Genomic DNA, 26,808 nt, shown 5'->3' with positions numbered 1-26,808 from the left:
GTCTGAATGCCCGCGGTGCCTGGGCTACCATCGCGACGGTTCGACGCCCCGACAAGCCCGCTCCTACAGGAGCGGGTTCAGCTACAACCTGAAATGCCCCACCATCCCCTTAAGCTCACTGCCCAATTGCGCCAGCTCGATACTCGACGCTGCGTTGCCCTGCATCGCCAACGATGACTGATCGGCACTGGCGCGGATGCTGGTCACGCTGCGGTTGATCTCCTCGGCCACGGAGCTCTGTTCCTCGGCGGCTGCGGCAATCTGCTGGTTCATCTGCTGAATCAACGACACTGCCGAAGCGATACTGCCCAGAGCGCTCTCGGTCTGGAGCGCATCACTGACCGCCAGCTTCACCAACTCGCCACTGCTCTGGATCTGCTGCACCGACGACTGCGCCGCCGCGCGCAAGGCGCTGACCAGGCGCTCGATTTCCTCGGTCGATTGCTGGGTTCGCTTGGCCAGTGCCCGGACTTCGTCGGCGACCACTGCAAAGCCCCTGCCCTGCTCACCAGCCCGCGCAGCCTCGATAGCCGCATTGAGCGCCAGCAGATTGGTCTGCTCGGCAACACTCTTGATCACGCCGAGCACGGCACCGATGTTCTGGATTTCCGCACTCAGGCTCTCGATACTGGAACTGGCCGAGGACGCCGAATCCGCCAGTTGCTCGATCCGCGCCATGCTCTGACGTACCACGGCCTGGCCACTTTCGACTTTGCCGTCCGCTGTCTGCGCCGCCAGTGCAGCCTCCTCGGCATTGCGCGCCACATCATGTACCGTCGCGGTCATCTGGTTCATGGCCGTGGCGACCTGTTCGGTTTCCTCTTTCTGGCTGCTGACCTCCAGATTGGTCTGCTCGGTCACCGCCGACAGCGACTGAGCGGAGCTGGCCAACTGCTCGATACCCGCCTGCAGACCGCTGACGATTGTGCTAAGCCCCGCCCCCATCTGCTGCATTGCCTGCATTAACTGGCCGATCTCGTCCCGACGAGTCACCTCGATCGTGGCGCTCAAATCGCCTGCCGCGATCTGCTGGGCAACGCCGATCACTCGACGCAACGGCCCTACGATCAAACGAGTGATGACCAATGCCGCAATCAACCCGACCAGCAAAGCCAATGCCGACGAAGCGATAATCAGCAGCGCGTTCTTTTTCAGCTCGGTCTGCATCGATTGGTCTTCGGCGACGTAAGCCTGGTCAACGCGCTCCATCACTTGGGCCGCGCGCTGATTCAACTGCCCGTAGACGGTTTTTTCCTGGGCCAGAAGATCTGTATATTCCGCGAGTTTTTCACTGAAACCGCCGATATGCCCCACCACTTCATTGAGGACCGTCAGGTAACCCTCATCCTTGACCGTGGTTTTCAGTTGCTCGGCCTGGGCCAGCGCCTGATCGGCCTGTTCGATCTTGCCTTGGGCGCTATCATCGCCCTTGCGGCTTTGATCCAGGCGCATACGCGCTTCGTTCATGGCCTGCAGCATCAGTCGCGATACCTGGCTGACCTGACTGGCCTGCTCGATGAACTGGGCGCCGTCCTTGCCTTCGGAATCCTTCAGGGTGTAGGCGCCATCATCAGCGAGGCCCGATTGCAGCACATCGAGATTATTGGCGACGCTGGACACCGACCAACTGGCCATTTCCAGCGCCAGATCCTTGGCTTGGCTGAGCGAGACAAACTCGTCAAAGGCCTTGCGATAAGCCGCCAGGGACTGCTCGACATCGTTCATCACCGGGACGTTGGTCGGTGACTGTTCCTTGAGCTGATTAGCCAAGGCAATCAGCCCATCGACGCCCTCGCGCAGGGCTGTGGCAACTTTTGGGTTGCCATGCAAGGCGTACTCCTGCTCGAGCAGACGCACCTTGAGCAGGCCGCTGTTAAGCGACGACATCTGCTTGAGACCATCGAAACGCTGACTGATGGTCTGCAGGGACCAGATGCCAATGGCGGCGACCAATGCCGTCAACAACAGCACCAGCACAAACCCGATACCCAGTTTTTTCGCCATACCGAGGTTGGCAAAACGTCCTTGCACGGCCGAAATCATTGCACTGAGTCCCCTGACATAGTCTGTAGACGCAGATTCGCAACGGGCCTGTGTCAGCACAAGTCTCTGACGTCGGAATAATGGCAAAAAGCTACGCCAACGTCGTTTTCAGAACGCTTGAGGTCGATCCGAAGCGGTGGCCTGAAAGAACGCCCGGGCTCGGGGGTCGCAGGCACACGCTACATTGATACGCTGCCAGTCGCTGGCCTCGTCCGCAGGGCTGAACGCCGTGGCGGACGACAACAAAACCCCAAGGCGCTGGGCGTGCTGCCGCATCTGAGCGTAGTTGGAGAAACGAGGTCTCGCCCAGATAAACAAGCCGCCAACGGGCTTGCCGAAAACCTCCCAGTCGGCATCGTCCAGCAGATGCAGCGCAACCTCGCGGTCATGCCGCAGACGCTGGCGCAAGCGCAGCAGAAGCTTGCGGTAGGCACCACTGGCCAGCAAACACGCCAGCACCGCTTCACAAAACCCGGAAGCCCCCAGGCTGCTCACCCGCTTGAACTCGGCCAGACGCGATATCACCTCGGCACTGGCCATCACAAAGCCGACCCGCAATGAACTGCTGAGCGTCTTGGAGAAGCTGCCGACGTAGATGACATCCTCATCAAGCGCGGCCAGCCGGGTGCCGGGGCTTGCGTGCAGGTCGGCGTAGACGTCGTCTTCGATCACCTGCACGCCATGACGCCTGCTCAGTTGCAAGACCTGTTGTGCCACCATCGGAGCCAGATTGCTGCCCGTCGGGTTGTGATAAAAACTGTTGATGAACATCGCTCGCGGCTTGTTCTTTTGAAGCAGCGCCTCGAGCACCTCGATGTCAGGCCCGCGTGGTGTACGCGGGACTTCGATCATCGACACCCCCTGCAACCTGAGCAACTCGAACAGCTGAGCGTAGCCGGGACTTTCGACCACCACGCAGTCCCCTGGCTTGAGCAGGACTCGTGCGATCAGGTCAAGGCCCTGGCTGGCGCCGGCCGTGGTCATGATGCGTTGATCATCTGCGGCAATGCCCAATCTATTCAAGCGTTTGCCAATTTGGCGACGCAATGCCGGCAGCCCCAGTGGTGTGCTGTAGTTGAACAGGCTCGCCATGTCAGTGCGGCTGACCTCGCGAATCGCGTACGTCAGATCATCCGTCTCCCGCCAGCTTTCGGGGAGTCCACCGCCTCCCAGGGATAACTCACCCGCCAACGGCTGTAACTCCACACCCTCGAACCAGGGTGGACCTGCGATGGGTAACGGGGGCGTCGCAACAATGAACCCACAGCCGTGACGCGAGGACAACACGCCCTGCGCGACAAGGCGATCGCACGCTTCGACCACACTGGACTGGCTGAGCAGATTGATCCGGGCGATCTGCCGGGCGGAGGGCAGACGCGTTCCCGGCTCGATGGCGCCCTGGCGTAGCCAGCACGCCAGCGCATCGACGATTTGTTGTACGACGGGCACCAAAGCCTGTCGATCAATTCTCAATTCCATGAGCAAGCAAACTCCTGTTCGTTTGACCGAATCAGTAAATCACAAGCGCGCTCAATGGGTTGTGCGACAACGCCGCCAAAATTGGCGGTTCTAACCATTTGAAACAAAAATGCGGCAAAGAGGACATCCCTGTGGAAGCGAGCTGGCTCGCCTCACAGAAGGGGAGAAAAAGGCGGTGAACAGCGCCGCGTCAGAAAGCGGTGACGCCGCCGTCCACTGCCAGTGAATGCCCGGTGGTAAAGGCTGCACCATCGCTGCACAAGTACAGCACCGCGCTGGCAATTTCCTCGACCTTTCCGATGCGCCCCACGGGATGCATGGCATTGGCGAACTCGCCTTTTTTAGGATCCGCTTCATAGGCGCGGCGGAACATATCCGTATCGATGACTGCCGGGCACACCGCATTCACACGAATTTTCTTCTTGGCGTATTCGATGGCCGCCGATTTGGTCAGCCCGATCACCGCATGTTTCGACGCCGCATAAATGCTCATCTTCGGCGCGGCGCCGAGACCTGCGACCGAGGCCGTGTTGACGATCGCTCCGCCCCCCTGGGCCAGCAACAACGGCAACTGATACTTCATGCACAGCCAGACGCCTTTGACGTTGACGCCCATGATCGCGTCGAACTCATCGACGGTGCCTTCCGCCAGTTTGCCTTTTTCGATCTCGATGCCGGCATTGTTGAAGGCATAGTCAAGTCGACCATAGGTCTTGACCACCTCATCCATCAGATTTTTTACATCGCTTTCCAGCATGACATTACAGCGCACAAAGGTCGCTTCACCGCCGGCGGTGCGAATCAGCGCCACGGTGCCTTCACCACCTGCGGTGTCCATATCCGCCACCACCACGTTCAAGCCTTCGGCAGCGAATGCCTGGGCGGTCGCTCGGCCGATACCATTGGCGGCCCCCGTTACGACAGCAACCTGGCCGGAAAACGTCATGCTCATTGTTTTGTCCTCGAAGTGATGAACGCGTGGCCCCAGTCTAGTCACAGGTTTTACTTGCACGGCAGCACTATCAGAAGGCCAGTTGGGTTCCCATGAGTGCCAGTGATGAAACCAATGTTCCAATTATCACTGCACTGGATCAGCCTGCATTCGCCGTATCAGCCAAACTTGCGACCTTGGCCCTGAAGGTCTATCAACAAGGCTTCATTCGCCTTTGAGTGCCTGTCATGACTTCCCAGACCAATCGTCAGTTCCTGCTCGCCAAACGTCCGGTGGGCGCGGCTACCCGCGAGACATTCACCTACCAGCAAGTACCGGTCGGCGAACCGGGTGCGGGTCAGATCCTGGTCAAGAACGAGTACCTGTCCCTGGACCCGGCCATGCGCGGCTGGATGAATGAGGGCAAGTCCTACATCCCGCCGGTGGGCATCGGCGAAGTCATGCGCGCACTGGGCGTCGGCAAGGTCGTGGCCTCGAACAACCCGGGCTTTGCGGTCGGGGACTACGTCAATGGCGCACTGGGCGTGCAGGATTACTTCCTGGGTGAGCCGCGCGGGTTCTACAAGGTGGATCCGAAACTGGCGCCACTGCCGCGTTACCTGTCCGCACTGGGCATGACCGGCATGACCGCCTACTTCGCCCTGCTCGACGTCGGTGCACCCAAGGCCGGCGATACCGTGGTGCTGTCCGGCGCGGCGGGTGCGGTTGGCAGCATTGCCGGACAGATTGCCAAGATAAAGGGTTGCCGGGTCGTTGGCATTGCCGGCGGTGCGGACAAGTGCAAATTCCTTGTCGAGGAACTGGGTTTTGACGGCGCCATCGACTACAAAAGCGAGGACGTGCTCGCCGGCCTGAAGCGCGAGTGCCCGAAAGGCGTCGACGTGTACTTCGACAACGTCGGAGGCGACATCCTCGATGCGGTACTGAGCCGCCTGAACATGAAGGCACGCGTGGTGATCTGCGGCGCCATCAGCCAATACAACAACAAGGAAGCGGTCAAGGGCCCAGCCAACTACCTGTCGCTACTGGTGAACCGCGCGCGGATGGAAGGCTTCGTGGTGATGGACTACGCCGCCCAGTTCGCCGCTGCCGGCCAGGAAATGGCGGGCTGGATGGCCCAGGGGCAGCTCAAGAGCAAGGAAGACATCGTCGAAGGACTGGAAACGTTTCCGGAGACGCTGATGAAGTTGTTCAGCGGGGAGAATTTCGGAAAGTTGGTGTTAAAGGTGTGATCCGACACTCGGATTAATCACGCCCCTGTAGGAGCGAGCTTGCTCGCGAAGCGCTGTGTCAGGCTACTGTGTTGCCATCTGATACACCGCTATCGCGAGCAAGCTCGCTCCTACAGGGGGGATGGGGTCAGGCCAGTTCTGCAACGACCGCCGCCAATGCCTTCGACGGTTCCGCTGCCTGGCTGATTGGACGACCGATCACCAGATAATCGGAACCCGCATCCAACGCCTGGCGTGGGGTCAGGATGCGGCGCTGATCGTCCTGGGCACTGCCGGCCGGACGAATCCCCGGTGTCACCAGTTGCAGCGATGGGTGCGCCGATTTCAGCGCCTGGGCTTCCAGCGCCGAGCACACCAATCCGTCCATCCCGGCTTTTTCCGCCAGCGCTGCCAGGCGCAGTACCTGTTCCTGCGGTTCAATGTCCAGACCGATACCCGCCAGGTCCTCGCGCTCCATGCTGGTCAGCACCGTCACGCCGATCAACAGCGGCTTCGGCCCGGAGCGCTTGTCCAGCTCTTCACGGCAGGCGGCCATCATGCGCAGGCCACCGGAGCAATGCACGTTGACCATCCACACGCCCATCTCCGCTGCGGCCTTGACCGCCATGGCAGTGGTGTTCGGGATGTCGTGGAACTTGAGGTCCAGGAACACTTCGAAGCCCTTGTCGCGCAGGGTGCCAACAATTTCCGCGGCGCAACTGGTGAACAGCTCCTTGCCAACCTTGACCCGGCACAGTTTTGGGTCCAACTGGTCGGCCAGTTTCAGCGCGGCGTCACGGGTGGGGAAATCCAGGGCGACGATGATAGGAGTCTGGCAGGCGGACATGTGTGGGCTCTCAGGCAGGACGAAATCGGCGCGCATTGTAGCGGAACCAGCGCGGCAGCGGGACCCGATGATCGGTAAATCATCGCCCGCGCCCCGGCAAGATTAGCCCTTCAGTCGATTGTGTCGAGACCGATACACTCACGACACGCCCACAACACCCACGCCCGCTACCCTCGGCAGTCGCAACACGTCCTTACAGCACTTCCCGCCTCAGGGCCGGACGCCTATGCTGGAACCACAACCTCGCAGCCCATCTTTGTGGTTGGCAGCCTGAATGGCAGATGAACGCACGCATGCACAGCACTCAAGCCCCCTCGAACGACGATCAAAAAGCGCCCGGCGACGACAAACGCTGGAGCATCCGGGCACTGATCGTCGACGATGACGTTCCGATCCGTGAACTGATGATCGATTACCTGGCTCGTTTCAACATTCACGCCAGCGGCGTCACCGATGGCGCCGCCATGCGACAGGCCTTGCAGGCGGAACATTTTGACGTGGTGGTGCTCGACCTGATGCTGCCCGGTGAGGACGGTCTTTCGCTGTGCCGCTGGCTGCGTGCCGAATCGGATATCCCGATTCTCATGCTGACTGCACGATGCGAGCCGACCGACCGCATCATCGGCCTGGAACTGGGTGCCGACGATTACATGGCCAAGCCCTTCGAACCGCGAGAACTGGTGGCGCGCATCCAGACCATTTTGCGCCGCGTGCGTGACGACCGCACCGAACAGCGCGCCAACGTGCGCTTTGACAACTGGCGTCTGAACAGTGTGCTGCGCCAGCTGATCGCCGCCGATGGGCTGGTGGTGCCGTTGTCCAATGCCGAGTTTCGCCTGCTGTGGGTGTTCATCGAGCGCCCTCGCCGGGTGCTCAGCCGAGAGCAACTCCTGGACGCGGCACGCGGTCGCTCGATCGAGGCCTTTGATCGAAGCATCGACCTGCTGGTGTCCCGCCTGCGCCAGAAACTCGGGGATGACCCGAAAGCGCCACAATTGATCAAGACCGTTCGCGGCGAAGGCTATTTGTTCGACGCCCGGGATATCGGCTGATGCGAGCGCGCTTCGATACGCTGTTCGGTCGCCTGTTTGGCGTGCTGTTGCTGGCGATCATCCTGGCGCACCTGCTGGCCTTTGCCTGGTTTCATCACTACGGTCCTCCGCCGCCACCGCCGCCGCCCGGATTCGCCGAAGGCTTCGACGGCCGTCCGCCACCGGATCCACGTTTCGAGAACCGACCACCGCGCCCCTGGTTCGGCGGGCCGTTGGTGCCGCTGACGTTCCAGTTCGTTTCGCTGATCATTGCAGCCTGGTACGGCGCCAAACTGCTGAGCCGACCGATCCAGCGCCTGAGCGACGCCGCCGAACGCCTGAGTGAAAACCTCGACAGCCCACCGCTGGACGAGTCCGGCCCCCGGGAGGCCAGGCAGGCCGCGTCGACTTTCAACCTGATGCAGAAACGCATCATCGGGCAAGTGCAGCAGCGTTCGCGCATGCTTGGCGCGGTTTCCCACGACCTGCGTACTCCGTTGTCGCGGCTCAAGCTGCGCCTGGAACAGATCGACGACAACAGGCTGCAAAGCCAGATGCGCCAGGATCTGGACGACATGATCAGCATGCTCGACGCGACCCTCACTTATCTGCACGAACAGCGCACCAGCGAAGCCCCTCAGTGGATGGACGTGCAGGCATTGGTCGAGTCCCTGAGTGAAAACGCCCAGGACCAGGGCGCCGATGTCCAGGCAAACGGCCACTGCGCGCCCCTGCAGGTCCAGCCCATGGCCTTGCGCTCGTGCATCAACAATTTGATGGATAACGCCCTTCGTTACGCCGGGCAGGCGCGGATCGAACTTGAAGACAGCCGCGAGCAGCTGATCATCCGGGTCATCGACCATGGGCCGGGAATCGCTGCGGATAAACGCGAGGCCGTGTTCGAACCGTTCTTTCGCCTGGAAGGTTCGCGCAACCGTAATTCCGGTGGTGTCGGCCTGGGCATGACCATTGCCCGCGAAGCAGCGGAACGCCTGGGCGGGCAATTGACGCTGGAAGAAACGCCGGGCGGCGGTTTGACCGCCGTCATCCGCCTTCCCCGCATGGGAGCAAGCCCTCTCCCACCTTGTGTTTAGCGATCGGTACAAACCTCACACACCCACGACAAACAGCTCCCCGACTCTGCACAAGCCGGTGCACCCGCCGGTTTTCCATTCCAGGGAGTGAGCCCGATGATCGGTAGCGTCAGCAACTATATGAGCTATACCAGCAGCGTCACCAGTACCAGCAATGCCCGCAGCCAGCAGTTCCAGAAAGAGCTGCTGGGCAAACTCGACACCAACAGCGACGGCTCGGTGGATCAGGATGAGCTCAACAACGCCCTGTCGCAGAAGTCCGACGATGGCCTGTTGGTCAGCCTGAGCAAGAATTTCGCCGACCTGGACAGCGACGAAAGCGGCAGCCTGAGCAGTGAAGAAATGGCAGCGATGGCCCCCCCACCGCCACCACCCCGTGATCAGGCACCGGACACCGAGCTCGCTGACGCGCTGATCACCGCGCTGGACACTGATGGCGATGGCGCCATCAGCAATGACGAGTTGACCACCGGTTTGACCAGTGCCGGCAGCAGCGCCGACAGCAGCGAGATTTTTTCGGCCCTGGACAAGAATGAAGACGGCGTCGTCAGCAAGGACGAACTGGCCGCCAGCCTCACCCCGCCACCCCAGCAAGCATCCAGTGAAGACGCGTTCAGCCAGCTCGATACGGACAGCTCCACTGATCAAGCGAGTGTGACCCAGGCGCTGGAAAAAATGATCGCCAACCTGAGCAAGCAGTATTCGCTCGACAACGTCGCCACCGTGGGCAAATACCTCAACGTGGCCACGTAATCCCCGGCGACCTGACGACCACCGCGAGCAGGCTCGCTTCTACAGAGGTCCGCGTTCTCCTGTGGGAGCGGGCTTGCCGAGGCGTCGAACCGTCGCGATGGTCGTCAACGATGACGCGGGCCGCCTGAATGCCAGCGTTGCCTGATCCTCCATCGCGAGCAAGCTCGCTCCTACAGGGACACCACCGGATCTGTAGGAGCGAACTTGTTCGCGATGGAGGTCAACGATGACGCGGGCCGCCTGAATGCCAGCGTTGCCTGATCTTCCATCGCGAGCAAGCTCGCTCCTACAATGGGAGGCGTTTTCAGGGTTTTGCCTGGCTCTTGCTCCAATCGTTCAACAGGCTGTACGCCACCGCCAGTAACGTCGGGCCGATGAAAAGGCCGATGAACCCGAACGCAATCAACCCGCCGAACACCCCCAGCAACACGATCACCAGCGGCAGGTTGCCGCCACGGCTGATCAGGTAAGGCTTGAGCACGTTATCGACCCCACTGATGATGAACGTGCCCCAGATGCCCAGGAACACCGCCATCCCGTACTCGCCTTTCCAGGCCAGCCAGGCCGTCGCCGGAATCCAGACCAAGGGTGGCCCCATGGGAATCAGGCTGAGCAGGAAAGTGACGATACCGAGCACCAGCGCGCCCGGCACGCCGGCGATGAGGAAGCCGATCAACGCAAGGATTGCCTGGGCTGCGGCCGTGCCGATCACGCCGTTCACCACCCGCTGCACAGTACCCGCCACGAGTTCGATGTAGTAACCGGCACGATCACCGATCAAGCGCTGCAGCAAGCCATGGACGAAAGCGGCGAGGCGCGGCCCGTCGCGATAGAAAAAGAACACGAAGACGATGCTCAGCGTCAGCTCCAGAATGCCGCCGCCAATCTGCGCGCTGCGCGCCAGCAACCAGTTGCCGACCTGCCCCAGATAGGGTTTGAGCGACGCCAGCAATGCCGCACCTTGCTGGTCGATGCTGTTCCAGACCACCACCAGCCGCTCGCCCACCAGCGGAACGCCCCCCAGCCAGTCCGGCGCCTCGGGCAAGCCTTCCATCTGCACATCCTTGATGAATGCCGTGGCGTCGCGCACATGATCCGCCAGGTTGAAACCCAGCCACACCAACGGCACCGCCACCAGCAGCATCCAGCCCAGGGTCAGCACTGCCGCCGCCAGGGATTCGCGGCCGTTGAGCCAACGGGTCAGCAACAACATCAAGGGCCAACTGGCGAACGCGAGCACCGCGCCCCAGAACAACGCCGACCAGAACGGCGCCATGACCCAAAGGCTCGCGCCAAACAGCACCAGGAGCAGGATCTGCACCAACAGCCGATCGTTATTGATCATCCGGATCTCGAAAAAGTCAGTCTGCAAAAGAATAGGCGAATGCGCCCCGCGCACCCGCCTGGTACAGCTTATCGCAACAGCTCCATGTGCAGACCCGAGCCTTCGACGCTACCGGTTTCAAGGCGCGCCGTGCGCACGCCCTGGCCAATCAGCGCCTGACGCCAGGCTTCGGCATTCGGCCCGGACACGCTCACCCGCAGGGTAGTGTCCAGATTCAGGCCACGCGACAACAGACGCAGCCAGGTCTCCTCGGGGGCGCCGGTCAGCTGTGGAAAATCGAGCTCCCCCGTGCTTTTGAGCTCACGCAACAAGGTCGCGGAGGTTGGCAGCAATTCCCCCAGCGGCGCAGTCGCGTCAAACTGCTCAACGTGCAGGTAGGCCTTGCGATTACCCCGGGTGATGCCGTACAGCGCCACCAGCGTGTTGTCGTTGGGCGCCGCCAGTCGTAACAGCAGGTATGCCTGCTGCTCATCGGAACCATAGAGCTTGGCGTTGCCGAAGACTTCATTGGCCCACAAGCTGCTCTCGCCACAATCGCGGGCCTGGCACCAGAACAGCAACTGCGCATCCTGTTTTTGCAACGCTTCGCGAGCAGTGGTGAACGCAGCGTTGGAAGTTTGCTCCGGTGGCAATTCGTAGGTTACCGAAGTGGTATGCCCCCGCGCGCTGACCTGGCCGTCGAAGCGCAACTGGCCACTGATCTTGCGAATCGAACCCATCGGATAGATCCGCTCGAGTTCGGTCGCGGGCCGATAGTCGACGATCTGTGAATCGGTCATGCGCGGCACGATCGGCAAATCCTGACTGCCCGGAACATCCGCGGCAAATGACAGAGAACTGAAACTACAGAACGTCAGCAGGCTGAGTGAACGTATGGATAAGGTCATCGGATCAGCATCGCCCGGGCACCCTCGGTGTAGAGATCTTTCATGGTTGTCTCCCCATTCAACCCGACCAGCCTCGACAGTTGCCGAACGCAAGTCAAGGAATGGCGAAGAACCGATTGAAACAGTCTGCTACAAGATCCGCTCCGGACTCGTCATTCAGGTGCAAATGATGACCGCCTGGCAGCTGTTCAAGGCTAAAGGGTAGACGCTCCAGCAACTCGGGGTGTTTGGCGAGCATGCCGTCGGCCGCGACAACCAACAGCGCTGGGCAACTGATACGGTGGACGAAGGCCATCGCCTGCTCGGTGGTCAGGCGCAGCGGCGACGGCAGCGTCAGGCGATTGTCCGTTCGCCAGGTGTAGCCACCCGAGACTGGCATCAGGCCCCGTTGTGCCAACAGCTCGGCGGCTTCTCGACTGACGGCCACCAGGCCCTTCATGCGCGCTTCGATGGCGCGGTCGAGGGTGGCGTAGATCGGCTTGCGTTTCTCCCGCAGGTCCAACTGCGCTTGCAGCGCCATGCCCATGCGCTCGGCGGCGTTTTCACCTTTGTCCGTCGGCGGGATGACGCCATCGATCAGGGCAAGATGGGTCACGCGCTCAGGCATCGATCCGGCGATGATCAGCGAAGCGATGGCACCCATGGAGTGCCCCAGCAGCGCAAACCGTTTCAGGCCCATTTGCTCGGCGACCTGCAACACATCGTGGGCATAGTCCCACATGGCATAACCGGCACCCGCCGGACGATGCCCGGAATGACCATGACCGGCCATGTCCAGTGCGACGATGCGCAACCCTTTGAGCTTGGGCGCCAATCGGGCAAAACTGTTGGCGTTGTCCAGCCAGCCATGCAGGGCAATGACCGGCAAACCGTCTTCTGGACCGAACAGGTGCGCTGCCAGTTCGATATGCGGCAGGCTCAGGCGAACTTCTTCGACCACCGGCTTCATGCGCAATCCCGTTGTTGTCGACCGCCCCAGCGGCTGAACAGGTCCTTGAGCAGCGTGGCGGTGTCCTGTGGCCGCTCGAGGGGAAACATGTGCCCGCCCGGCATGGTCAGGGACTCGCCCTGTGGCAGGCGCCCGACGGAACTGGCGTGATGACGCATGACCACACGGCTGTCACGCCCACGCACGACCGCCAGCGGCACCTTCAAATGACGCGTATGGCCAGGGCTGGTGTGGGGCACGCCACGGTAGATACTGATTTCGGTGGCGGGATCGAAACGCAGGCGCAACTTGTCACCTACCGGTTCCAGACCGTGTTGCAGGTAGGCGTCGAAGCATTCCGGATCGAAACTGCGGAACAGGGTTTTACCGGCGAAATAGCGCCGGGCGCTGTCGAGGTCGGCAAACTCTTCCTTGCGCCCCAGCGTACGCCCCGCCGGTGTCAGGCGGTCGATGAAGCCAAAACGCTTGGCCGCCCGGATCACCCACTGATCGGCGCGGGTGAGCACTGGCGAGTCGAGCATGACTACGCCTCGGTACAACTCAGGGCAACGCAACGCCGCATGCAGGTGCAGCACGCCACCGAAGGAATGCCCCACCCCCCAAATCGGTTGCGCCTGTTGTTCGAGGTGGTGAATCAGCTCGTCCACCAGGTTATGCCAGTTGTCATCCGCCGGGAAACGCGGGTCATGGGCGTGCTGCGGCAAATGCGCCACCTGATACTCGGGCGCCAACGCCGCGAACAACTTGCCGTAGGTCCCCGAGGGAAAACCGTTGGCGTGAGCGAAAAATACCTGCTGCGACATACCGGCGAAGTCCAGAAACAATGACAGGCGTTGATTGTCCGCAAGACAGGGACCCGCAGCAATGACCGTAACTGCCAGGAATGATGACAGTCCGGTCAGGCGAATACCCCGCCGTTTGCAATCAACGCGCCGGCGGGTTCTCACCCAGTGGCACCACCGCCATGGTCAGGCGTGACACGCAACTGGCCTTGCCCTCGTCACTGGTCAGGCGAATGTCCCAGACGTGGGTGGTGCGCCCGATGTGGATGGGCTTGGCGACAGCGGTCACGCGCCCGCTGCGCAGGCCGCGCAAATGGTTGGCATTGATTTCCAGGCCCACGCAGTAGAACTTGCTGGCGTCGATGCACAGGTAGCTCGCCATGGAACCAACGGACTCGGCCAGCACCACCGAGGCGCCCCCATGGAGCAAACCATAAGGCTGGTGGGTGCGATGGTCGATCACCATGCTGGCAGTCAGGGACTCCTCGTCGAAGGCTTCGAAGCGGATGTCCAGCACTTCGCCAATGGTGTTCTTCTGAATTGCGTTCAATTGCTCGATGTTCGGAGTGGTACGCCACAAACTCATCGCAGGCATCCTTTATTGGTTTTGTTCGTGACTCAATCCTGCCACAGCACCGCATCCCTGTGCTCGCTCCATTCTGCAAAACGCGAACCGTAAGCCGCCTCGATCACGTTGCGTTTGATTTTCAGGGTCGGCGTGAGGAAACCGTTCTCCACCGCCCAACTGTCCTTGACCACCACCAGGCGATGCAAACGTTCGTGCTTGTCGAGAACGCCGTTGACCTCCTCCAGCAGTTTTTCCAGGCTCGAATGCAGTCCCGCGCGCGCGGCACCCACGGCGTCCTGTTGCCCGACAGCCGACAGCACGCACAGCCCCAGTGGCGCGATCAGACCGTCGCCGACCACACACACCTGCTCAATCCGGGAATGCACCGCCAGACGGTTTTCAATCGGCGCCGGGGCCACATACTTGCCTTTGCTGGTCTTGAAGATTTCCTTCAGCCGCCCGGTCAGGCGCAGGTTGCCTTCGGCGTCCTGCTCGCCCTTGTCACCGGTACGCAGGAAGCCGTCCCCGGTGAGGGTGTCGGCGGTTTTCTCCGGTTCCTTGAAATAGCCGAGCATGGTCGCCCCGCTGCGCACCAGGACTTCGCCGGATTCGTCGATCTTCACTTCAACATTCGGGCACGGCTTGCCAATCCAGCCTCGCTTGTTCTCGCCGGGCCGACCGATGTGGGAATACCCGCAGCTTTCGGTCATGCCATACACCTCCAACACGTCCAACCCAAGCTTGCGGTACCACAGCAGCAAGGTCTGAGGGACCGGGGCCGCCCCGGACAGGGCCACCCGCAACGCATCCAGCCCAAGCCCGGCGAGCACCTTTCGCCCTACCCGCTTGCCAATGAAAGGCAAACCCAGGAGCAAATCCAGGCGCTTGGCTGGGATCTTGCCGTATACGCCCATCTGGAACTTGGTCCAGATCCGTGGCACGCCGAACAATGCCGTGGGGCGCGCACGCTGCATGTCGATGAGGAAAGTGTCCAGGCTCTCGGCAAAAAATACGGTTTGCCCGGTGTAGATCGAAGCCAGTTCGACGAACATGCGTTCGGCAACGTGGCAGAGCGGCAGGTATGACAGCAGTCGATCCGACTCATTGAGACCGAACAACTGGGTGCCGCCGCTGGTGGCGAAACCCAGGGTGCCAAAGGTGTGCATTACACCCTTGGGCAGACCCGTGGTGCCGGAGGTGTAAATGATGGTCGCCAACCGATCGGCGGCAGGCATCGGATTGTCCAGGATCGGCGAGCAGGCTTGCAGGTCGTCCCAGCTGTAACTGAAGCTGCCCGGCGGGTGCAGCGGCAGGCTGATGGTGGGCAGATCTGGGCTGACTCCACGGGACATGGCGGGCCAGTCATCGAGCTTGCCGATGAACGCCAGGGCCGCCTCGGAGTGTTGCAGCACCTGCGCGACGGAATCGGCGGTGAGGTTGGGGTACAACGGCACCGACACATGCCCGGCCATCCAGATCGCCAGGTCAGCGATGATCCAGTGGGCGCAGTTTTTCGAGATCAGAGCGATGTGGCTGCCCTGGGGCAATTCGCGGGCCCGCAACCAGTGCGCCGCGCACCGGGCTTGATGACCGACGTCTGCCCAGGTCAGGGTTTCGACCTGGCCGCCGCCCACTGGCTGAACCAGGTAGCGCTGACGGGGATGACGGGCTTCACGCTCGTAGAAGACGTCCAGCGGCAAACGAAAAGCAGCAGACATGCGACTCGCTCCTTTGTTTTTGGTCTGGAGCAAGCGTAGCCAACCAAGCGGTTGCTTGGTTGATTACTTCACAAAAAGATACATATCACCGCATCTACGGGTGCTTGATACCATTCAGCTTCATCGCCCCGGCCACCGGGAGATCGCCCTCCAGTTCGGCCAGGCCCGCAGTCTTGACCGCTTCGGGTTCTTGCACGTGGCCGTGTTGCAGGTAACCCAGCAAATTACCCACCAGCGGGTTGTGGCTGACCAGCAACGCGTGGTCCACCGAGACCAATTGTTCGGCAACCGCTTGCGGGCGGTTGTCTGGGGTCAGCCATTCCACAGTGCGGATGTCCGGTGCGAAACCCAGGGCCGTGCGCACGATCTCGGCGGTTTGCTGTGCACGCAGGTAGGGACTGGCATAAATGGCCGTGATGGGACGCCCCATCAACTCGGCCGCTGAGCGTAACACCTCTTCCCGACCGTGGGCCGTCAGTGCCCTTTCGGAGTCCGGACGTTTGCCGTAAGGCTCGGCTTCACCATGACGCAATACCCAGAGTTTCATAGCTTGGGTTCCTCATCTCGGGCCGGATGCGGCGCCGGCGCCACGACGTGCGCAGCTTCACCTTCCGGGGTGCGCGGCGCCGGCCAGTCGGCGAACGGCCAGGGTTTCTGGTCGCTGTGGAACGTGCCGAATCGACCGATCTGGGCCAGGAACTGGCTCAGGCTGTCGCCGAAATTCATCAGGCTGGCGCTCGGAGCGCCATAAAATAAACGATAGACCAGCTGCACCAGCACCACGGCGCCGAGCATGAACTGCGCCACCTGCCACACCAGCAGGAAAACGATCATCCATAACACCCGCAGAAGGATGGACTCGTACTGGTCTTCTACTTTCGGTTCGCTCATGTGCAATGCCCTGCCCTTGTCTAAAGCGTGATCAGTTGAAACCACTGGTGGAAATGAAATCGACATCAGTTTTGGGTTCGCCGCGCATCAGCAGTTCAATCACCTGACTGAGCGTGCGCCCTTCGAACAGGATTGCGTGCAGCCCGGCGACCAGCGGCATATATACGCCGACTTCCTGGGCCTTGGCCTTGAGCACTTTGAGCGTGTTGACACCTTCGGCCACTTCGCCCAGGCGCGCCACGGCGTCTTCCAGGCTCAAGCCCTGGCCCAGTGCAAAACCGACCTGATAGTTGCGGCTCTTGGGCGAAGAGCAGGTCACGATGAGATCACCGACCCCCGCAAGCCCGAGGAATGTCATCGGGTTGGCACCCTGATTCACTGCGAAACGGGTCATTTCCGCCAGTGCACGAGTGATCAGCATGCTTTTGGTGTTTTCGCCCATGCCCAGTGCCACTGCCATGCCAGCGATGATCGCATAGACGTTTTTCAACGCCCCGCCCAGTTCCACGCCAAAACGGTCGGCGCTGGCATACACGCGAAAGGTGCGACCGTGCAGCGCAGCCTGAACCTGCTGGCAGAGCGCTTCGTCTTCGCTGGCGACCACGGTGGCGGTCAACGCGTGCTCGGCGACTTCCCGGGCCAGGTTTGGCCCGGACAACACACCTATGCGCGCCTGGGGAGCGATCTCTTCGAGGATCTCGCTCATCAGCTTGAATGTGTGGGCTTCGATTCCCTTGGTCAGGCTCACCAGCATCTTGCCGCTCAGCAGCTGCGCGTGAGGGGCCAGCACCGACCGCAGCGCGCTGGAAGGCAGCGCAACGAAACACAGCTCACACGCCGCAAGCGTCGCCAGCAGATCCGTGGTGGGCTCCACGGCAGCAAGCACCTTGATGCCCTTGAGGTAGCGCGGGTTCTCGCGATTGACCGCAATGGCTTCGGCCTGTGCGGGGTCACGCATCCACAGGCGAACCTGGTGCCCGTTCTCGGCCAGCAGATTAGCCACGGCGGTACCAAAACTTCCGCCTCCCAGAACCGCAATCGGGCGCTGTTCAGTCATATGCAATCCGTTAATCCATACCAGTGGCGATGACGGCATTATACGGAGCGGCCCAGTGACGGACAGCCCCTGCATCAAATACCGGCACTTGTATGAAGATGACCAATAATGACGAGGAAAATGCGGTCATCGTGACTGGAAAAGTCGATGGGCTCGGTTAACATGCGCGCCAGTGATTCGCTATCAAGGATGTGTCGTGTCGTTTGGCTCTGCTTCAACTCGCTCGCCGCTGGTCCTGGCGCTGCTCCTCAGCCCGCCGTTGCTCGCTGACGACCTGTTCACCGACAGCGAGCAACTGCCGCAGGTGCTGACGGCCACGCGCCTGAAACAGTCGCCCGCCGCAGTGCCCGGCAGCATGACGGTGATCGACAGTGAACTGATCGACAGCAGCGGCGCCCGGGACATCAGCGAACTCTTGCGCCTGGTGCCGGGCATGATGGTCGGCAACATCACCGGCAATCAGCCCGCCGTGAATTATCACGGCACCAACGCCAGCGATGCGCGGCGTCTGCAGGTGCTGATCGACGGTCGCTCGGTGTACCGCGCCGGCCTGGCCACGGTGGACTGGAGTGATATTCCCGTGGCCATGGAGGACATTGAGCGCATCGAAGTCTTCCGCGGCCCGAACACCGTCAGCTATGGCGCCAATGCGCTGATGGCGGTGGTCAACATCATCACCCGCAACCCGGCTGACAGTTTCGGCACGCGATTGAAGGTCACCCGCGGTCAGCGCGGCATCGACGACTTCTACGCCAGCCAGGGCGTCGGCTGGGACACTGGTGACCTGCGCCTGTCGATGTCCGGCCAGCAGGACGACGGCTTCGATTCGGACCGTCATGGCGCCGATTACCGTGACAGCCGACGCCTGAACCGCATCAACCTTGCCATCAGCCAGGCGCTCGACGAGTGGCAAAGCCTGGACTGGCAATTCAATGCCAAGGAAGGCAGTAATCAGCGGCCATACACCTACCGGCCGGTGTTCTCGGGGATTACCGCCGCCGGCAACAATTCCGACGTGAACGCCAAAGACTATGCCGGCTCGTTGCGCTGGAACCTGGACATCAATCCTGAACACAGCCTTTATATCCAGGGTTCGGCCCAGCACTGGGATCGCCAGCAGACGTGGCGGGCCTGCGACGCCGAAATCTCCTTCAGTCCCGAATTGACCGAACTCTGGCAGCTCAACCCCAATTACACCGAGCGACTGGCGCGCAACATCACCCAATACCTGGGTCCCGGCGCCCCGACCGGCACGGCGGCGCAACAGACGCTGGGCAACCAGGTGCTGGACCAGTGGCGCGCCGGTGCCGGGCAAAGCCTGTGCGGCGACATTGACCAGAGCATCCGCGAGTCGCGGTACGACCTTGAATTACAGGACACCCTCAGCCTGTCTGACAGCCTGCGACTGGTCAGCGGCATGAACTATCGTTACGACCGGGCCGACTCCGAGACGTACTTCAATGGCAAGTTCGATGACACCACCTGGCGTACCTTTGGCCATCTCGAGTGGCGGGCAACCGAGCACTGGCTGTTGCAGGGTGGCGCGATGTTCGAGGACACCCGGTTGACTGGCAGCTCGTTGACTCCGCGAATGGCGGTCAACTACCTGATCAATCCTCGCCATGGCCTGCGCGCAGTGTACTCGGAAGCGATCCGTTCGCCGGACATGTTCGAGAACAATGTCAACTGGAGCTACCGGGTCACCAACCTGCAACCTGCGGCCTTCGGTCAGAGCAGTGCGCGTTATTTCGTCAGGACCCGCGGCCCCGGGGACCTCGACAAGGAACGCATGCGTTCCAGGGAAGTGGGCTACAACGGCTATTTCTCCGAGTGGGGACTGGCCGTGGACGTGAAGGCGTTCCACGACGAGATCACCGGCATGATCAGCGAGCCCTTGCGCAATAACCAGTACATCGCCAGCAACGCCAACAGCTCGCGTTTCACCGGGGCGGAAACCCAGGTCGACTGGCGCCTGGGCAGTGCCGACCGGTTGCGCCTGACCTACGCCTATGTCGATGCCCGGTCAAGCAACCCGCTGGACGCCCGACAGACCGCCCGCAACAGTGGTTCCGCTGGCTGGTTGCGCAACTGGGGCCAGGGCTGGAACAGCGCGCTCTTCTACTATGGTGATGACGCCCTCAACGGCTATCGCTTTGAACGGGTCGATACACGCATCGCCAAACGCATAGGCTTGGGCAAGGCCACGCTGGAGCTGGCCGGCGTGCTCCAGCAACGCCTCGATCATCAGCCCACCACCTTCGTCGACAACCGTTATGACCAGCAGCGGGTCATGTACTTCAGTGCGGAGCTGGTGTTCTAGATGCCGCCGCGCCTGTCACGGACGATGCCCACCCTTGGCCGCCTGCTGGCCGGGTTGTGTCTGGCACTGGTCGCTTGGCTGGGGAGCCTGTCCGCCCGCGCCGAGGATATTTTACTGACGGGTGCCGAAGACAGTCCGGGCATGCAGGCCTTCGCCACGGCCCTGGGCGAACTGCGCCCCACCGACACCGTACATTTTCAACCGCTCAGCCAGTTGCCGGCACCGAGCCAGTTACCCAGGAAAACCCGATTGATCCTGCTCGACCTGCCGAGCCTCGACTGGCGCCTGCAAGACCCCCGAGGCCCCGCAACGCTGGCGCTGCGCATCAGCCGCCTGCAAGCCCGCGAACGACTGGGAGCCACGCTGCCCCCGTGGTTGACCCTGCTTTGGAGCGATCCGCCGCTGGATCGACAACTGCATCTGACCCGTATCCTGTTGCCCCAGGCCAGGCGAGTCGGCGTACTTTACGACCGTCATAGCGAATTTCTTCTCAATGAACTGCGTCTGGCCGCCAGGAAGCTAGACCTGGAGATCGTCACCCAGCGCTGGGACAATTCCCATGACAGCCGCCCTTTACAGGCCTTGCTGAAGAACAGCGACGTGCTGCTGGGCCTGGAGGATCCCGACCTGTACAACTCAAGAACCGCGAAAACCTGTTGCTCAGCAGTTACTCGCGCCAGACCGCCTTGATCGGTCCCAGCGCCGCTTTCGTCAGGGCCGGCAGCCTGGCCAGCAGTTACAGCGACCAGAGCGACTGGCTGACGGTTCTCGACGAACTGCTCGACCGTCCGACGGACAGTTGGCCGCGCGCGCATTATGCCAATCACTTCAAAGTCTTGAGTAACCCACAAGTGGCTCGTTCATTAGGTATTGAACAGATCGATGAAGCCCGGGTCGCAACACAGTTGGCCGCAGGAGAAAGCCGCCCATGACTTTCCGTCGTCGCTGGGACATCAACACCCGCACGCAAATCATCAGCCTCGGCCCGGCGCTGCTGCTCACCTTGCTATTGATCAGCTTTTTCACCTTCGTGCGCATCCAGGATCTGCGCCAGGAGCTTAACCACACCGGCCAACTGATTGCCAACCAGTTGGCGCCGGCGGCGGAATACGGGGTGATATCCGGCAATAACGAAGTCCTCGATAGCCTGCTCAAAGCCACCCTGGCCACACCGAACGTTCGCTTTTTGGAAGTCCAGGACAGCGCCAACCGGATTCTGGTGTACGTCGAACATCCCTCGGAATCCCACAGCCGCTCGCAGCAGGTCGAAGTGTTTCAGGCACCGGTTCGGCTGCAACGGATCGCGCTGCACAACGACTTTTTCCCCGGCAGCAAGGTGGCCAACGCAGCGCCTGCCGAGGACTACCTGGGCCGGGTAATCGTCGGCCTGTCCAACGATGCCTTCAGCAAACGCCAGCAAGAAATCCTGTTCAAGGCCGGCATCCTCGCGCTGTTCGCCCTGCTGTTTACCTACCTCATCGCCCGGCGCCTGGCCGGCAGCCTGTCGCAGCCGATCCGTGACATTGGCAACGCCGTCAAGGCCATACAGGGCGGCGACTACACGACTCCATTGCCGATTGTCGACGACACCGAACTCGGCGCGCTGTCGCAGCACATCAATAACCTGGCCAGCGGCCTCGAACAGGCCAGCCGCGAACAGCACCAGGCCATGGCACAACTGATCCAGACCCGCGAGGAGGCAGAGAAGGCCAACAATGCCAAATCCGATTTCCTGGCGATGATGAGCCACGAACTGCGCACACCGATGAATGGCGTGCTGGGCATGTTGCAACTGCTGGAGACCACCGAGATGACCGACGAGCAGGTCGAGTACGCGGCGTTGGCTTCGGAGTCCACCGAACACCTGCTCAAAGTCATCAACGATATACTCGACTTCTCGCGCATCGAACGCTCTGAACTGGAACTGGAACACATTGCGTTCAACCTGGCAGACCTGATCGGTAGCTGCGCCCAATCGTTCCAGCACAGCGCGGCGCAGCGGGGGCTCCATCTCGCGCTGCAAATTCCCGAAGACATGCACACCCTGCAGGTTCAGGGCGATCCGACACGAATCCGCCAGATCCTGGTGAATCTGGTCGGCAACGCGCTGAAATTCACCGAGCAGGGCCGCGTGAGCATTGAAGCGCAATGGCAGGCGCTGGACCACGAACTGTTCTGGTTTACATGCACCGTACGCGATAGCGGCATCGGTATTCCGGCCGAGAGTCTGGAGTCGATGTTCAACGCCTTCCAGCAAGCCGACAGTTCCATATCCAGGCGATACGGCGGCACTGGCCTGGGCCTCCCAATCGCCCGCACGCTCGCCGAACGCATGGGCGGTACGCTGCGTGCCCAGAGTGAGGAAGGACGCGGCTCGGCCTTCACCCTTGAGATTCCACTGGCGCGCCATAAACAGCCGTTGCCCGTACTGGCGCCTCGGGTACCTGCGGGTAACAGCGACGGTGCGGGCCGCAATGTGCTGTTGGTCGAAGACAACCCGGTCAACCAGACCGTGATCGAGGCCATGCTACGCAGCCTGGGCTTTACCGTCAGCGTCGCCACCGATGGCGCTCAAGCGGTACGCAGTGCCGAAAGCCTGATTTTCGAAGCGATCCTGATGGACTGCCGGCTGCCGATCATCGATGGCTACGAAGCCACTCGACAGATTCGCCAGTTACCCGGTTGCAGCGACGTACCGATCATTGCACTGACCGCCAATGCCCTGCAGGGCGACCGCGAAACCTGCCTGTCGGCGGGAATGAACGATTATCTGGCCAAGCCGTTCAAACGTACGGATTTGCAGCAGATTCTCCAACGATGGGTGCAGTGATACAGGCCTTTCGAGCATCTGTGACTGGCGTGAAAGGCGAAATTGCGGCAGTCTTAGGCACCCGAATAGCCTCGAAAAGGGGCTTGAATAATAATTTCAGTGCACAAGTGTACTTTCATGTCCTTGGTGCTGTGACTTTCACTACAACGCAATAGTCTATGAGTAGGCTGCCGACTCGAGGCATGAACGCTTCGATCGGCCGGGAAGATTTGCCCCACCTGCCGCATGGGATTATTGAGGAGCTCGCATGACCAAACAAAACGCCTTTACCCGGGAAGACCTGCTGCGCTGCAGTCGCGGTGAGCTGTTCGGCCCAGGTAACGCGCAACTGCCCGCCCCTAACATGCTGATGGTTGATCGCATCACCCTGATCAGCGAAGAGGGTGGCAAGTACGGCAAAGGTGAATTGGTCGCCGAGCTGGATATCAATCCGGACCTGTGGTTCTTCGCCTGTCACTTCGAAGGTGACCCGGTGATGCCAGGTTGCCTGGGCCTCGATGCCATGTGGCAGCTGGTTGGTTTCTTCCTCGGCTGGCAAGGCCTGCCGGGCCGTGGCCGCGCGCTGGGTTCGGGCGAAGTGAAGTTCTTCGGTCAGGTGCTGCCAACCGCCAAGAAAGTCACCTATAACATTCATATCAAGCGCGTCCTCAAGGGCAAGCTGAACCTGGCCATCGCCGACGGTTCGGTCACTGTCGACGGTCGCGAGATCTACACCGCCGAAGGCCTCCGGGTCGGCGTTTTCACCTCCACTGACAACTTCTAAGGGTTATCCGCATGCGCCGCGTCGTTATCACTGGTCTGGGCATCGTTTCGTGCCTGGGCAATGACAAAGAGACCGTCTCCGCTAACCTGCGTGCAAGTCGCCCTGGCATCCGGTTCAACCCGGAATATGCCGAAATGGGTCTGCGTAGCCAGGTTTCCGGCTCCATCGACCTCAACCTCGAAGAACTGATCGATCGCAAGATCTATCGTTTCGTCGGCCACGCGGCGGCTTATGCCTATCTGGCCATGAAAGACGCCATCACCGACTCCGGCCTGACCGAAGAGCAAGTGTCCAACCCGCGTACCGGCCTGATCGCCGGTTCCGGTGGCGCGTCCACGCTGAACCAGATGGAAGCGCTGGACATCCTGCGCGAGAAAGGCGTCAAGCGCGTTGGTCCATACCGCGTAACGCGGACCATGAGCAGCACCGTTTCGGCGTGCCTGGCGACGCCATTCAAGATCAAGGGCCTGAACTACTCCATCGCTTCTGCCTGCGCCACCAGTGCTCACTGCATCGGTACCGCCATGGAACAGATCCAGATGGGCAAGCAGGACATCGTGTTCGCCGGCGGCGGTGAAGAAGAACACTGGAGCCAGTCGTTCCTGTTCGACGCCATGGGCGCCCTCTCCAGCAAGCGCAACGACACCCCGGCACAAGCCTCCCGCGCCTACGACGCCGACCGTGATGGTTTTGTCATCGCTGGCGGTGGCGGCATGGTGGTAGTCGAGGAACTGGAACACGCCCTGGCTCGTGGCGCGAAGATCTACGCGGAAATCGTTGGCTACGGCGCGACGTCCGACGGCTACGACATGGTTGCCCCAAGTGGTGAAGGTGCGATCCGCTGCATGCAGCAGGCGCTGTCCACCGTCGATACCCCGATCGACTACCTGAACACCCACGGCACCTCGACCCCGGTCGGCGACGTCGCGGAAATGAAAGGTGTACGTGAAGTGTTTGGCGACAAGGCACCGGCCATCAGCTCCACCAAGAGCCTGTCCGGTCACTCCCTGGGCGCCGCCGGTGTTCATGAAGCGATCTACTGCATGCTGATGATGGAAGGCAACTTCATTGCCGGCTCCGCCAACATCGACGAGCTGGACCCGGAAGTGGCTGACCTGCCAGTGCTGACCAAGACTCGCGAAAACGCCAAGATCGACACCGTGATGAGCAACAGCTTCGGTTTCGGTGGCACCAACGCGACGCTGGTACTCAAGCGCTGGGAAGGCAAGTAATCCCCTTCTGCTGCGCCGTACCTGAAAACGCCCCGACTGGTTCGGGGCGTTTTTTTGCCTACCCCCTCCTCTGTAGGAGCGAGCATGCTCGCGATGGTCGTCAACGATAACGCTGGCTGCCTGAATGCCCGCGGTGACTGGGCTACCATCGCGAGCATGCTCGCTCCTACAGGGGGCGTAATCACCTGTTCAAGATGAAGCATTTGTCATGCAACCAAACGCCCTGCGACCGAATGTCGCGGATTTTGCGGGCTGTAGCACTGTTGCGAATTTCGCAATGAATCTTTACCGATTTCGCGCGTTTACTTAGCCGGCTAACAAATCCTATAACTGAGTTCTGCACACGCCTTGCTGCAGATCACAGAAATTGGAGCTAGCAGATGACTGTAAAAGTAACTGAACGCGACGATTCACACATGTCCCATGAAGGCGTAGCCGCCGGTATCCGGATCTGGGACGTGCATCAACAAGACTTGCTGGTCGGGATGTTTCATAACGAAATCGACGCCCACAACTACAAGGCCGAACTGGAAATACAAGAGCGGCAACGCGAGCTACGCTCCGCATGAAACCACAGCATTAAAAACGACAAACCCCGCCATGAGCGGGGTTTGTCGTTATGCAAGCAGGCTTACCACATCAGATCGTCAGGGATCTGGAAGGCTGCGTACGGATCGTCCTCAGCCGCCGCTTCTTCGGTCTGCACATTCAACTGCACGATGCGCTGCGGGTCGCGCTCCTGGATCTTCAGGGCCGCTTCACGGGGGATCACTTCGTAACCGCCGCCATGGTGCACGATGGCCAGCGAACCGTTGCTGAGCTTGTTGCGCATCAGCGTGTTGACGGACAGGCGCTTGACCTTCTTGTCGTCGACGAAGTTGTAGTAATCCTCAGTGGTCAGCTTTGGCAGGCGCGTGGCTTCGATCAGTTGCTTGATCTGTGCGACACGGGCCTTGGCTTCGGCTTTCTCCTGCTGCTGGCGATTGAGTTCCTGGTCGCGCTTGACCTTCTCGGCCTTGGCTTCCTGGGCGGCACGCTGCTGGGAGTCATCGAGTTCAATCTGCCCCTTGTGGGCCAGACGTTGCTGCTTCTGCTTCTCTTTGCCGACCTGCTTGGCCTGCTTTTGGTTGACCAGCCCTGCTTTGAGCAACTGGTCGCGAAGGGAAATGCTCATGGTGCTTGTTTCTCGCTTGGGCCGCTGCTCAACCGCAGCTGGGTAAATTCTTTTCCTGGCGTTTGGCTTCGCCCCACAGGGCGTCCAACTCTTCGAGGGTGCAATCTTCCATGGGTCGGTGGGTGTCGCGCAATGCCTGTTCGATAAAACGGAAGCGTCTTTCGAACTTGCCGTTGGCGCCACGCAGCGCAGTTTCCGGATCGACTTTCAAATGACGCGCCAGATTGACCACCGAAAAAAGCAGATCACCGACTTCATCGGCAATCGCTGAGGGGTCGTCAGCGGCCATCGCTTCGAGGATTTCGTCGAGTTCTTCACGCACCTTGTCCACCACCGGCAAGGCATGGGGCCAATCGAAACCCACCTGCCCCGCACGCTTTTGCAGCTTGGCCGAACGGGACAATGCCGGCAACGCGGCAGGCACGTCATCGAGCAACGACAATTGCTCAGGCGCCTCGGATTTCTCGGCGCGCTCCTCGGCCTTGATCGCTTCCCAACGCTGCTTGACCTGTTCCTCGCTCAGGCGCGGAACATCCAGCGGTGCGTACAAATCGCCCGTGGGGAATACGTGCGGGTGACGGCGGATCAGCTTGCGCGTGATGCTGTCGATGACGCCGGCAAATTCGAAGCGCCCTTCTTCACGTGCCAGTTGGCTGTAATAAACCACCTGGAACAGCAAATCACCCAGCTCGCCCTGCAAGTGATCGAAGTCACCTCGCTCGATGGCGTCGGCCACCTCGTAGGCTTCCTCAAGCGTATGCGGGACGATGGTGGCGTAGGTTTGCTTGATGTCCCAGGGACAGCCGAACTGCGGATCGCGCAGACGGCTCATCAGGTGCAGCAGGTCTTCAAGGCTGTACATCATTCACTCTCACCACATCT

The 26,808-nt window shown here is 61.0% G+C and carries 25 protein-coding genes and 2 pseudogenes; 11 read left to right on the top strand and 16 right to left on the bottom strand.

All coding sequences use genetic code 11. The features are described 5' to 3' along the window. Positions 1 to 81: 81 nt before the first annotated feature. The 4 genes and pseudogenes from AB4N33_RS29025 to AB4N33_RS29010 all read right to left on the bottom strand — a co-directional run bounded on the left by AB4N33_RS29025 (position 82) and on the right by AB4N33_RS29010 (position 4,474). Positions 82 to 786 carry a methyl-accepting chemotaxis protein gene (locus AB4N33_RS29025; RefSeq protein ID WP_460126585.1) on the bottom strand — a complete coding sequence of 235 codons (705 nt, stop codon included), beginning with the start codon at positions 784 to 786 and terminating at the stop codon, positions 82 to 84. Between the two features lie 204 nt (positions 787 to 990). Next, positions 991 to 1,167 (bottom strand): annotated as a pseudogene (locus AB4N33_RS29020) (HAMP domain-containing protein); the annotation flags it as partial. Positions 1,168 to 2,151: 984 nt separating this feature from the next. Next, the gene (locus AB4N33_RS29015; RefSeq protein WP_460121875.1) at positions 2,152 to 3,522 is read right to left on the bottom strand and encodes an aminotransferase-like domain-containing protein; all 1,371 of its coding nucleotides are present in this window, start codon (positions 3,520 to 3,522) and stop codon (positions 2,152 to 2,154) included. Positions 3,523 to 3,712: 190 nt separating this feature from the next. Further along, complete coding sequence (locus tag AB4N33_RS29010) at positions 3,713 to 4,474, bottom strand: SDR family oxidoreductase (protein ID WP_460121873.1); 762 nt, start codon at positions 4,472 to 4,474, stop codon at positions 3,713 to 3,715. 92 nt (positions 4,475 to 4,566) lie between these two features. Between AB4N33_RS29010 and AB4N33_RS29005 the strand changes: the two genes are divergently transcribed. After that, positions 4,567 to 4,692 (top strand): hypothetical protein, encoded by a 126-nt coding sequence (locus AB4N33_RS29005; RefSeq protein ID WP_476458759.1) that lies wholly within the window; start codon positions 4,567 to 4,569, stop codon positions 4,690 to 4,692. A 9-nt stretch (positions 4,693 to 4,701) separates the two neighbouring features. Further along, complete coding sequence (locus tag AB4N33_RS29000) at positions 4,702 to 5,706, top strand: NADP-dependent oxidoreductase (protein ID WP_460141118.1); 1,005 nt, start codon at positions 4,702 to 4,704, stop codon at positions 5,704 to 5,706. Positions 5,707 to 5,833: 127 nt separating this feature from the next. On the opposite strand, the gene pyrF is transcribed toward AB4N33_RS29000, so the two are convergent. Beyond that, a complete protein-coding gene (gene pyrF / locus AB4N33_RS28995; protein ID WP_476458758.1) occupies positions 5,834 to 6,532 on the bottom strand; it encodes an orotidine-5'-phosphate decarboxylase in 699 nt (232 codons plus the stop codon). 293 nt (positions 6,533 to 6,825) lie between these two features. On the opposite strand from pyrF, the gene AB4N33_RS28990 reads away from it, so the two are divergent. The 3 genes from AB4N33_RS28990 (at position 6,826) to xopAW (ending at position 9,410) form a co-directional block, all read left to right on the top strand. After that, on the top strand, positions 6,826 to 7,584 hold the full coding sequence (locus tag AB4N33_RS28990) for a response regulator (protein WP_460121867.1): 759 nt from the start codon (positions 6,826 to 6,828) through the stop codon (positions 7,582 to 7,584). Further along, complete coding sequence (locus AB4N33_RS28985) at positions 7,584 to 8,657, top strand: sensor histidine kinase (RefSeq protein ID WP_460141117.1); 1,074 nt, start codon at positions 7,584 to 7,586, stop codon at positions 8,655 to 8,657. Before AB4N33_RS28990 ends, AB4N33_RS28985 begins: the two co-directional genes overlap by 1 nt. Before the next feature lie 96 nt (positions 8,658 to 8,753). Beyond that, positions 8,754 to 9,410 carry a XopAW family type III secretion system calcium-binding effector gene (gene xopAW, locus AB4N33_RS28980; RefSeq protein WP_460141116.1) on the top strand — a complete coding sequence of 219 codons (657 nt, stop codon included), beginning with the start codon at positions 8,754 to 8,756 and terminating at the stop codon, positions 9,408 to 9,410. Between the two features lie 304 nt (positions 9,411 to 9,714). Here xopAW and AB4N33_RS28975 read toward each other — a convergent pair whose 3' ends face one another. From AB4N33_RS28975 to AB4N33_RS28935, 9 genes are all read right to left on the bottom strand, one after another. Continuing rightward, positions 9,715 to 10,755: an AI-2E family transporter gene (locus AB4N33_RS28975; protein ID WP_460121862.1), complete on the bottom strand. Its 1,041-nt coding sequence runs from the start codon at positions 10,753 to 10,755 to the stop codon at positions 9,715 to 9,717. A gap of 68 nt (positions 10,756 to 10,823) precedes the next feature. Then, complete coding sequence (locus AB4N33_RS28970; protein ID WP_460126582.1) at positions 10,824 to 11,630, bottom strand: DUF4892 domain-containing protein; 807 nt, start codon at positions 11,628 to 11,630, stop codon at positions 10,824 to 10,826. Positions 11,631 to 11,736: 106 nt separating this feature from the next. Continuing rightward, on the bottom strand, positions 11,737 to 12,591 hold the full coding sequence (locus AB4N33_RS28965) for an alpha/beta hydrolase (RefSeq protein ID WP_460141114.1): 855 nt from the start codon (positions 12,589 to 12,591) through the stop codon (positions 11,737 to 11,739). Continuing rightward, positions 12,588 to 13,394 (bottom strand): alpha/beta fold hydrolase, encoded by an 807-nt coding sequence (locus tag AB4N33_RS28960; RefSeq protein WP_460121858.1) that lies wholly within the window; start codon positions 13,392 to 13,394, stop codon positions 12,588 to 12,590. Before AB4N33_RS28960 ends, AB4N33_RS28965 begins: the two co-directional genes overlap by 4 nt. 121 nt (positions 13,395 to 13,515) lie before the next feature. Then, the gene (locus AB4N33_RS28955; RefSeq protein ID WP_095056564.1) at positions 13,516 to 13,959 is read right to left on the bottom strand and encodes a hotdog fold thioesterase; all 444 of its coding nucleotides are present in this window, start codon (positions 13,957 to 13,959) and stop codon (positions 13,516 to 13,518) included. A 32-nt stretch (positions 13,960 to 13,991) separates the two neighbouring features. After that, positions 13,992 to 15,659 (bottom strand): AMP-binding protein, encoded by a 1,668-nt coding sequence (locus tag AB4N33_RS28950; RefSeq protein ID WP_476458757.1) that lies wholly within the window; start codon positions 15,657 to 15,659, stop codon positions 13,992 to 13,994. Positions 15,660 to 15,753: 94 nt separating this feature from the next. Next, entirely contained in the window at positions 15,754 to 16,206 is a 453-nt protein-coding gene (gene sixA, locus AB4N33_RS28945; RefSeq protein ID WP_460141111.1) for a phosphohistidine phosphatase SixA, read from the bottom strand. Further along, positions 16,203 to 16,550, bottom strand: coding sequence for a DUF4389 domain-containing protein (locus tag AB4N33_RS28940; protein WP_476458756.1), 348 nt, complete (start codon positions 16,548 to 16,550; stop codon positions 16,203 to 16,205). Before AB4N33_RS28940 ends, sixA begins: the two co-directional genes overlap by 4 nt. Positions 16,551 to 16,581: 31 nt before the next feature. Then, positions 16,582 to 17,607: an NAD(P)H-dependent glycerol-3-phosphate dehydrogenase gene (locus AB4N33_RS28935; protein ID WP_460141109.1), complete on the bottom strand. Its 1,026-nt coding sequence runs from the start codon at positions 17,605 to 17,607 to the stop codon at positions 16,582 to 16,584. Between the two features lie 196 nt (positions 17,608 to 17,803). On the opposite strand from AB4N33_RS28935, the gene AB4N33_RS28930 reads away from it, so the two are divergent. The 6 genes and pseudogenes from AB4N33_RS28930 to AB4N33_RS28905 all read left to right on the top strand — a co-directional run bounded on the left by AB4N33_RS28930 (position 17,804) and on the right by AB4N33_RS28905 (position 25,321). Beyond that, positions 17,804 to 19,927: a TonB-dependent receptor plug domain-containing protein gene (locus tag AB4N33_RS28930; protein WP_476458755.1), complete on the top strand. Its 2,124-nt coding sequence runs from the start codon at positions 17,804 to 17,806 to the stop codon at positions 19,925 to 19,927. Next, positions 19,928 to 20,859: pseudogene (locus AB4N33_RS28925) on the top strand (ABC transporter substrate-binding protein). Next, positions 20,856 to 22,757 carry an ATP-binding protein gene (locus AB4N33_RS28920; RefSeq protein WP_476458754.1) on the top strand — a complete coding sequence of 634 codons (1,902 nt, stop codon included), beginning with the start codon at positions 20,856 to 20,858 and terminating at the stop codon, positions 22,755 to 22,757. The pseudogene AB4N33_RS28925 and the gene AB4N33_RS28920 overlap by 4 nt, the downstream one beginning before the upstream one ends. A 247-nt stretch (positions 22,758 to 23,004) precedes the next feature. Then, positions 23,005 to 23,520, top strand: coding sequence for a 3-hydroxyacyl-[acyl-carrier-protein] dehydratase FabA (gene fabA / locus AB4N33_RS28915; RefSeq protein WP_003227150.1), 516 nt, complete (start codon positions 23,005 to 23,007; stop codon positions 23,518 to 23,520). 11 nt (positions 23,521 to 23,531) lie between these two features. Continuing rightward, the gene (gene fabB / locus AB4N33_RS28910) at positions 23,532 to 24,752 is read left to right on the top strand and encodes a beta-ketoacyl-ACP synthase I (protein ID WP_460121840.1); all 1,221 of its coding nucleotides are present in this window, start codon (positions 23,532 to 23,534) and stop codon (positions 24,750 to 24,752) included. A gap of 380 nt (positions 24,753 to 25,132) precedes the next feature. Then, positions 25,133 to 25,321 carry a hypothetical protein gene (locus AB4N33_RS28905; RefSeq protein ID WP_460121838.1) on the top strand — a complete coding sequence of 63 codons (189 nt, stop codon included), beginning with the start codon at positions 25,133 to 25,135 and terminating at the stop codon, positions 25,319 to 25,321. 62 nt (positions 25,322 to 25,383) lie between these two features. On the opposite strand, the gene AB4N33_RS28900 is transcribed toward AB4N33_RS28905, so the two are convergent. Together AB4N33_RS28900 and mazG are read right to left on the bottom strand one after the other, a co-directional pair. After that, on the bottom strand, positions 25,384 to 25,926 hold the full coding sequence (locus tag AB4N33_RS28900; RefSeq protein WP_460121836.1) for a DUF2058 domain-containing protein: 543 nt from the start codon (positions 25,924 to 25,926) through the stop codon (positions 25,384 to 25,386). A gap of 28 nt (positions 25,927 to 25,954) precedes the next feature. Then, entirely contained in the window at positions 25,955 to 26,788 is an 834-nt protein-coding gene (mazG, locus tag AB4N33_RS28895) for a nucleoside triphosphate pyrophosphohydrolase (protein ID WP_476458857.1), read from the bottom strand. Positions 26,789 to 26,808: the final 20 nt, after the last annotated feature.

This window comes from Pseudomonas sp. S1_E05 (genome assembly GCF_056337105.1).
This window is presented reverse-complemented; position numbering and strand designations above follow the sequence as displayed.

What these genes read in the sequence shown, in the direction of transcription:
- AB4N33_RS29025 (WP_460126585.1), bottom strand. Translation starts at nt 786, where the DNA reads ATGACCGCGACGGTACATGATGTGGCGCGCAATGCCGAGGAGGCTGCA.
- AB4N33_RS29015 (WP_460121875.1), bottom strand. Translation starts at nt 3,522, where the DNA reads ATGGAATTGAGAATTGATCGACAGGCTTTGGTGCCCGTCGTACAACAA.
- AB4N33_RS29010 (WP_460121873.1), bottom strand. Translation starts at nt 4,474, where the DNA reads ATGAGCATGACGTTTTCCGGCCAGGTTGCTGTCGTAACGGGGGCCGCC.
- AB4N33_RS29005 (WP_476458759.1), top strand. Translation starts at nt 4,567, where the DNA reads ATGAGTGCCAGTGATGAAACCAATGTTCCAATTATCACTGCACTGGAT.
- AB4N33_RS29000 (WP_460141118.1), top strand. Translation starts at nt 4,702, where the DNA reads ATGACTTCCCAGACCAATCGTCAGTTCCTGCTCGCCAAACGTCCGGTG.
- pyrF (WP_476458758.1), bottom strand. Translation starts at nt 6,532, where the DNA reads ATGTCCGCCTGCCAGACTCCTATCATCGTCGCCCTGGATTTCCCCACC.
- AB4N33_RS28990 (WP_460121867.1), top strand. Translation starts at nt 6,826, where the DNA reads ATGCACAGCACTCAAGCCCCCTCGAACGACGATCAAAAAGCGCCCGGC.
- AB4N33_RS28985 (WP_460141117.1), top strand. Translation starts at nt 7,584, where the DNA reads ATGCGAGCGCGCTTCGATACGCTGTTCGGTCGCCTGTTTGGCGTGCTG.
- xopAW (WP_460141116.1), top strand. Translation starts at nt 8,754, where the DNA reads ATGATCGGTAGCGTCAGCAACTATATGAGCTATACCAGCAGCGTCACC.
- AB4N33_RS28975 (WP_460121862.1), bottom strand. Translation starts at nt 10,755, where the DNA reads ATGATCAATAACGATCGGCTGTTGGTGCAGATCCTGCTCCTGGTGCTG.
- AB4N33_RS28965 (WP_460141114.1), bottom strand. Translation starts at nt 12,591, where the DNA reads ATGAAGCCGGTGGTCGAAGAAGTTCGCCTGAGCCTGCCGCATATCGAA.
- AB4N33_RS28960 (WP_460121858.1), bottom strand. Translation starts at nt 13,394, where the DNA reads ATGTCGCAGCAGGTATTTTTCGCTCACGCCAACGGTTTTCCCTCGGGG.
- AB4N33_RS28955 (WP_095056564.1), bottom strand. Translation starts at nt 13,959, where the DNA reads ATGAGTTTGTGGCGTACCACTCCGAACATCGAGCAATTGAACGCAATT.
- AB4N33_RS28950 (WP_476458757.1), bottom strand. Translation starts at nt 15,659, where the DNA reads ATGTCTGCTGCTTTTCGTTTGCCGCTGGACGTCTTCTACGAGCGTGAA.
- sixA (WP_460141111.1), bottom strand. Translation starts at nt 16,206, where the DNA reads ATGAAACTCTGGGTATTGCGTCATGGTGAAGCCGAGCCTTACGGCAAA.
- AB4N33_RS28940 (WP_476458756.1), bottom strand. Translation starts at nt 16,550, where the DNA reads ATGAGCGAACCGAAAGTAGAAGACCAGTACGAGTCCATCCTTCTGCGG.
- AB4N33_RS28935 (WP_460141109.1), bottom strand. Translation starts at nt 17,607, where the DNA reads ATGACTGAACAGCGCCCGATTGCGGTTCTGGGAGGCGGAAGTTTTGGT.
- AB4N33_RS28920 (WP_476458754.1), top strand. Translation starts at nt 20,856, where the DNA reads ATGACTTTCCGTCGTCGCTGGGACATCAACACCCGCACGCAAATCATC.
- fabA (WP_003227150.1), top strand. Translation starts at nt 23,005, where the DNA reads ATGACCAAACAAAACGCCTTTACCCGGGAAGACCTGCTGCGCTGCAGT.
- fabB (WP_460121840.1), top strand. Translation starts at nt 23,532, where the DNA reads ATGCGCCGCGTCGTTATCACTGGTCTGGGCATCGTTTCGTGCCTGGGC.
- AB4N33_RS28905 (WP_460121838.1), top strand. Translation starts at nt 25,133, where the DNA reads ATGACTGTAAAAGTAACTGAACGCGACGATTCACACATGTCCCATGAA.
- AB4N33_RS28900 (WP_460121836.1), bottom strand. Translation starts at nt 25,926, where the DNA reads ATGAGCATTTCCCTTCGCGACCAGTTGCTCAAAGCAGGGCTGGTCAAC.
- mazG (WP_476458857.1), bottom strand. Translation starts at nt 26,788, where the DNA reads ATGTACAGCCTTGAAGACCTGCTGCACCTGATGAGCCGTCTGCGCGAT.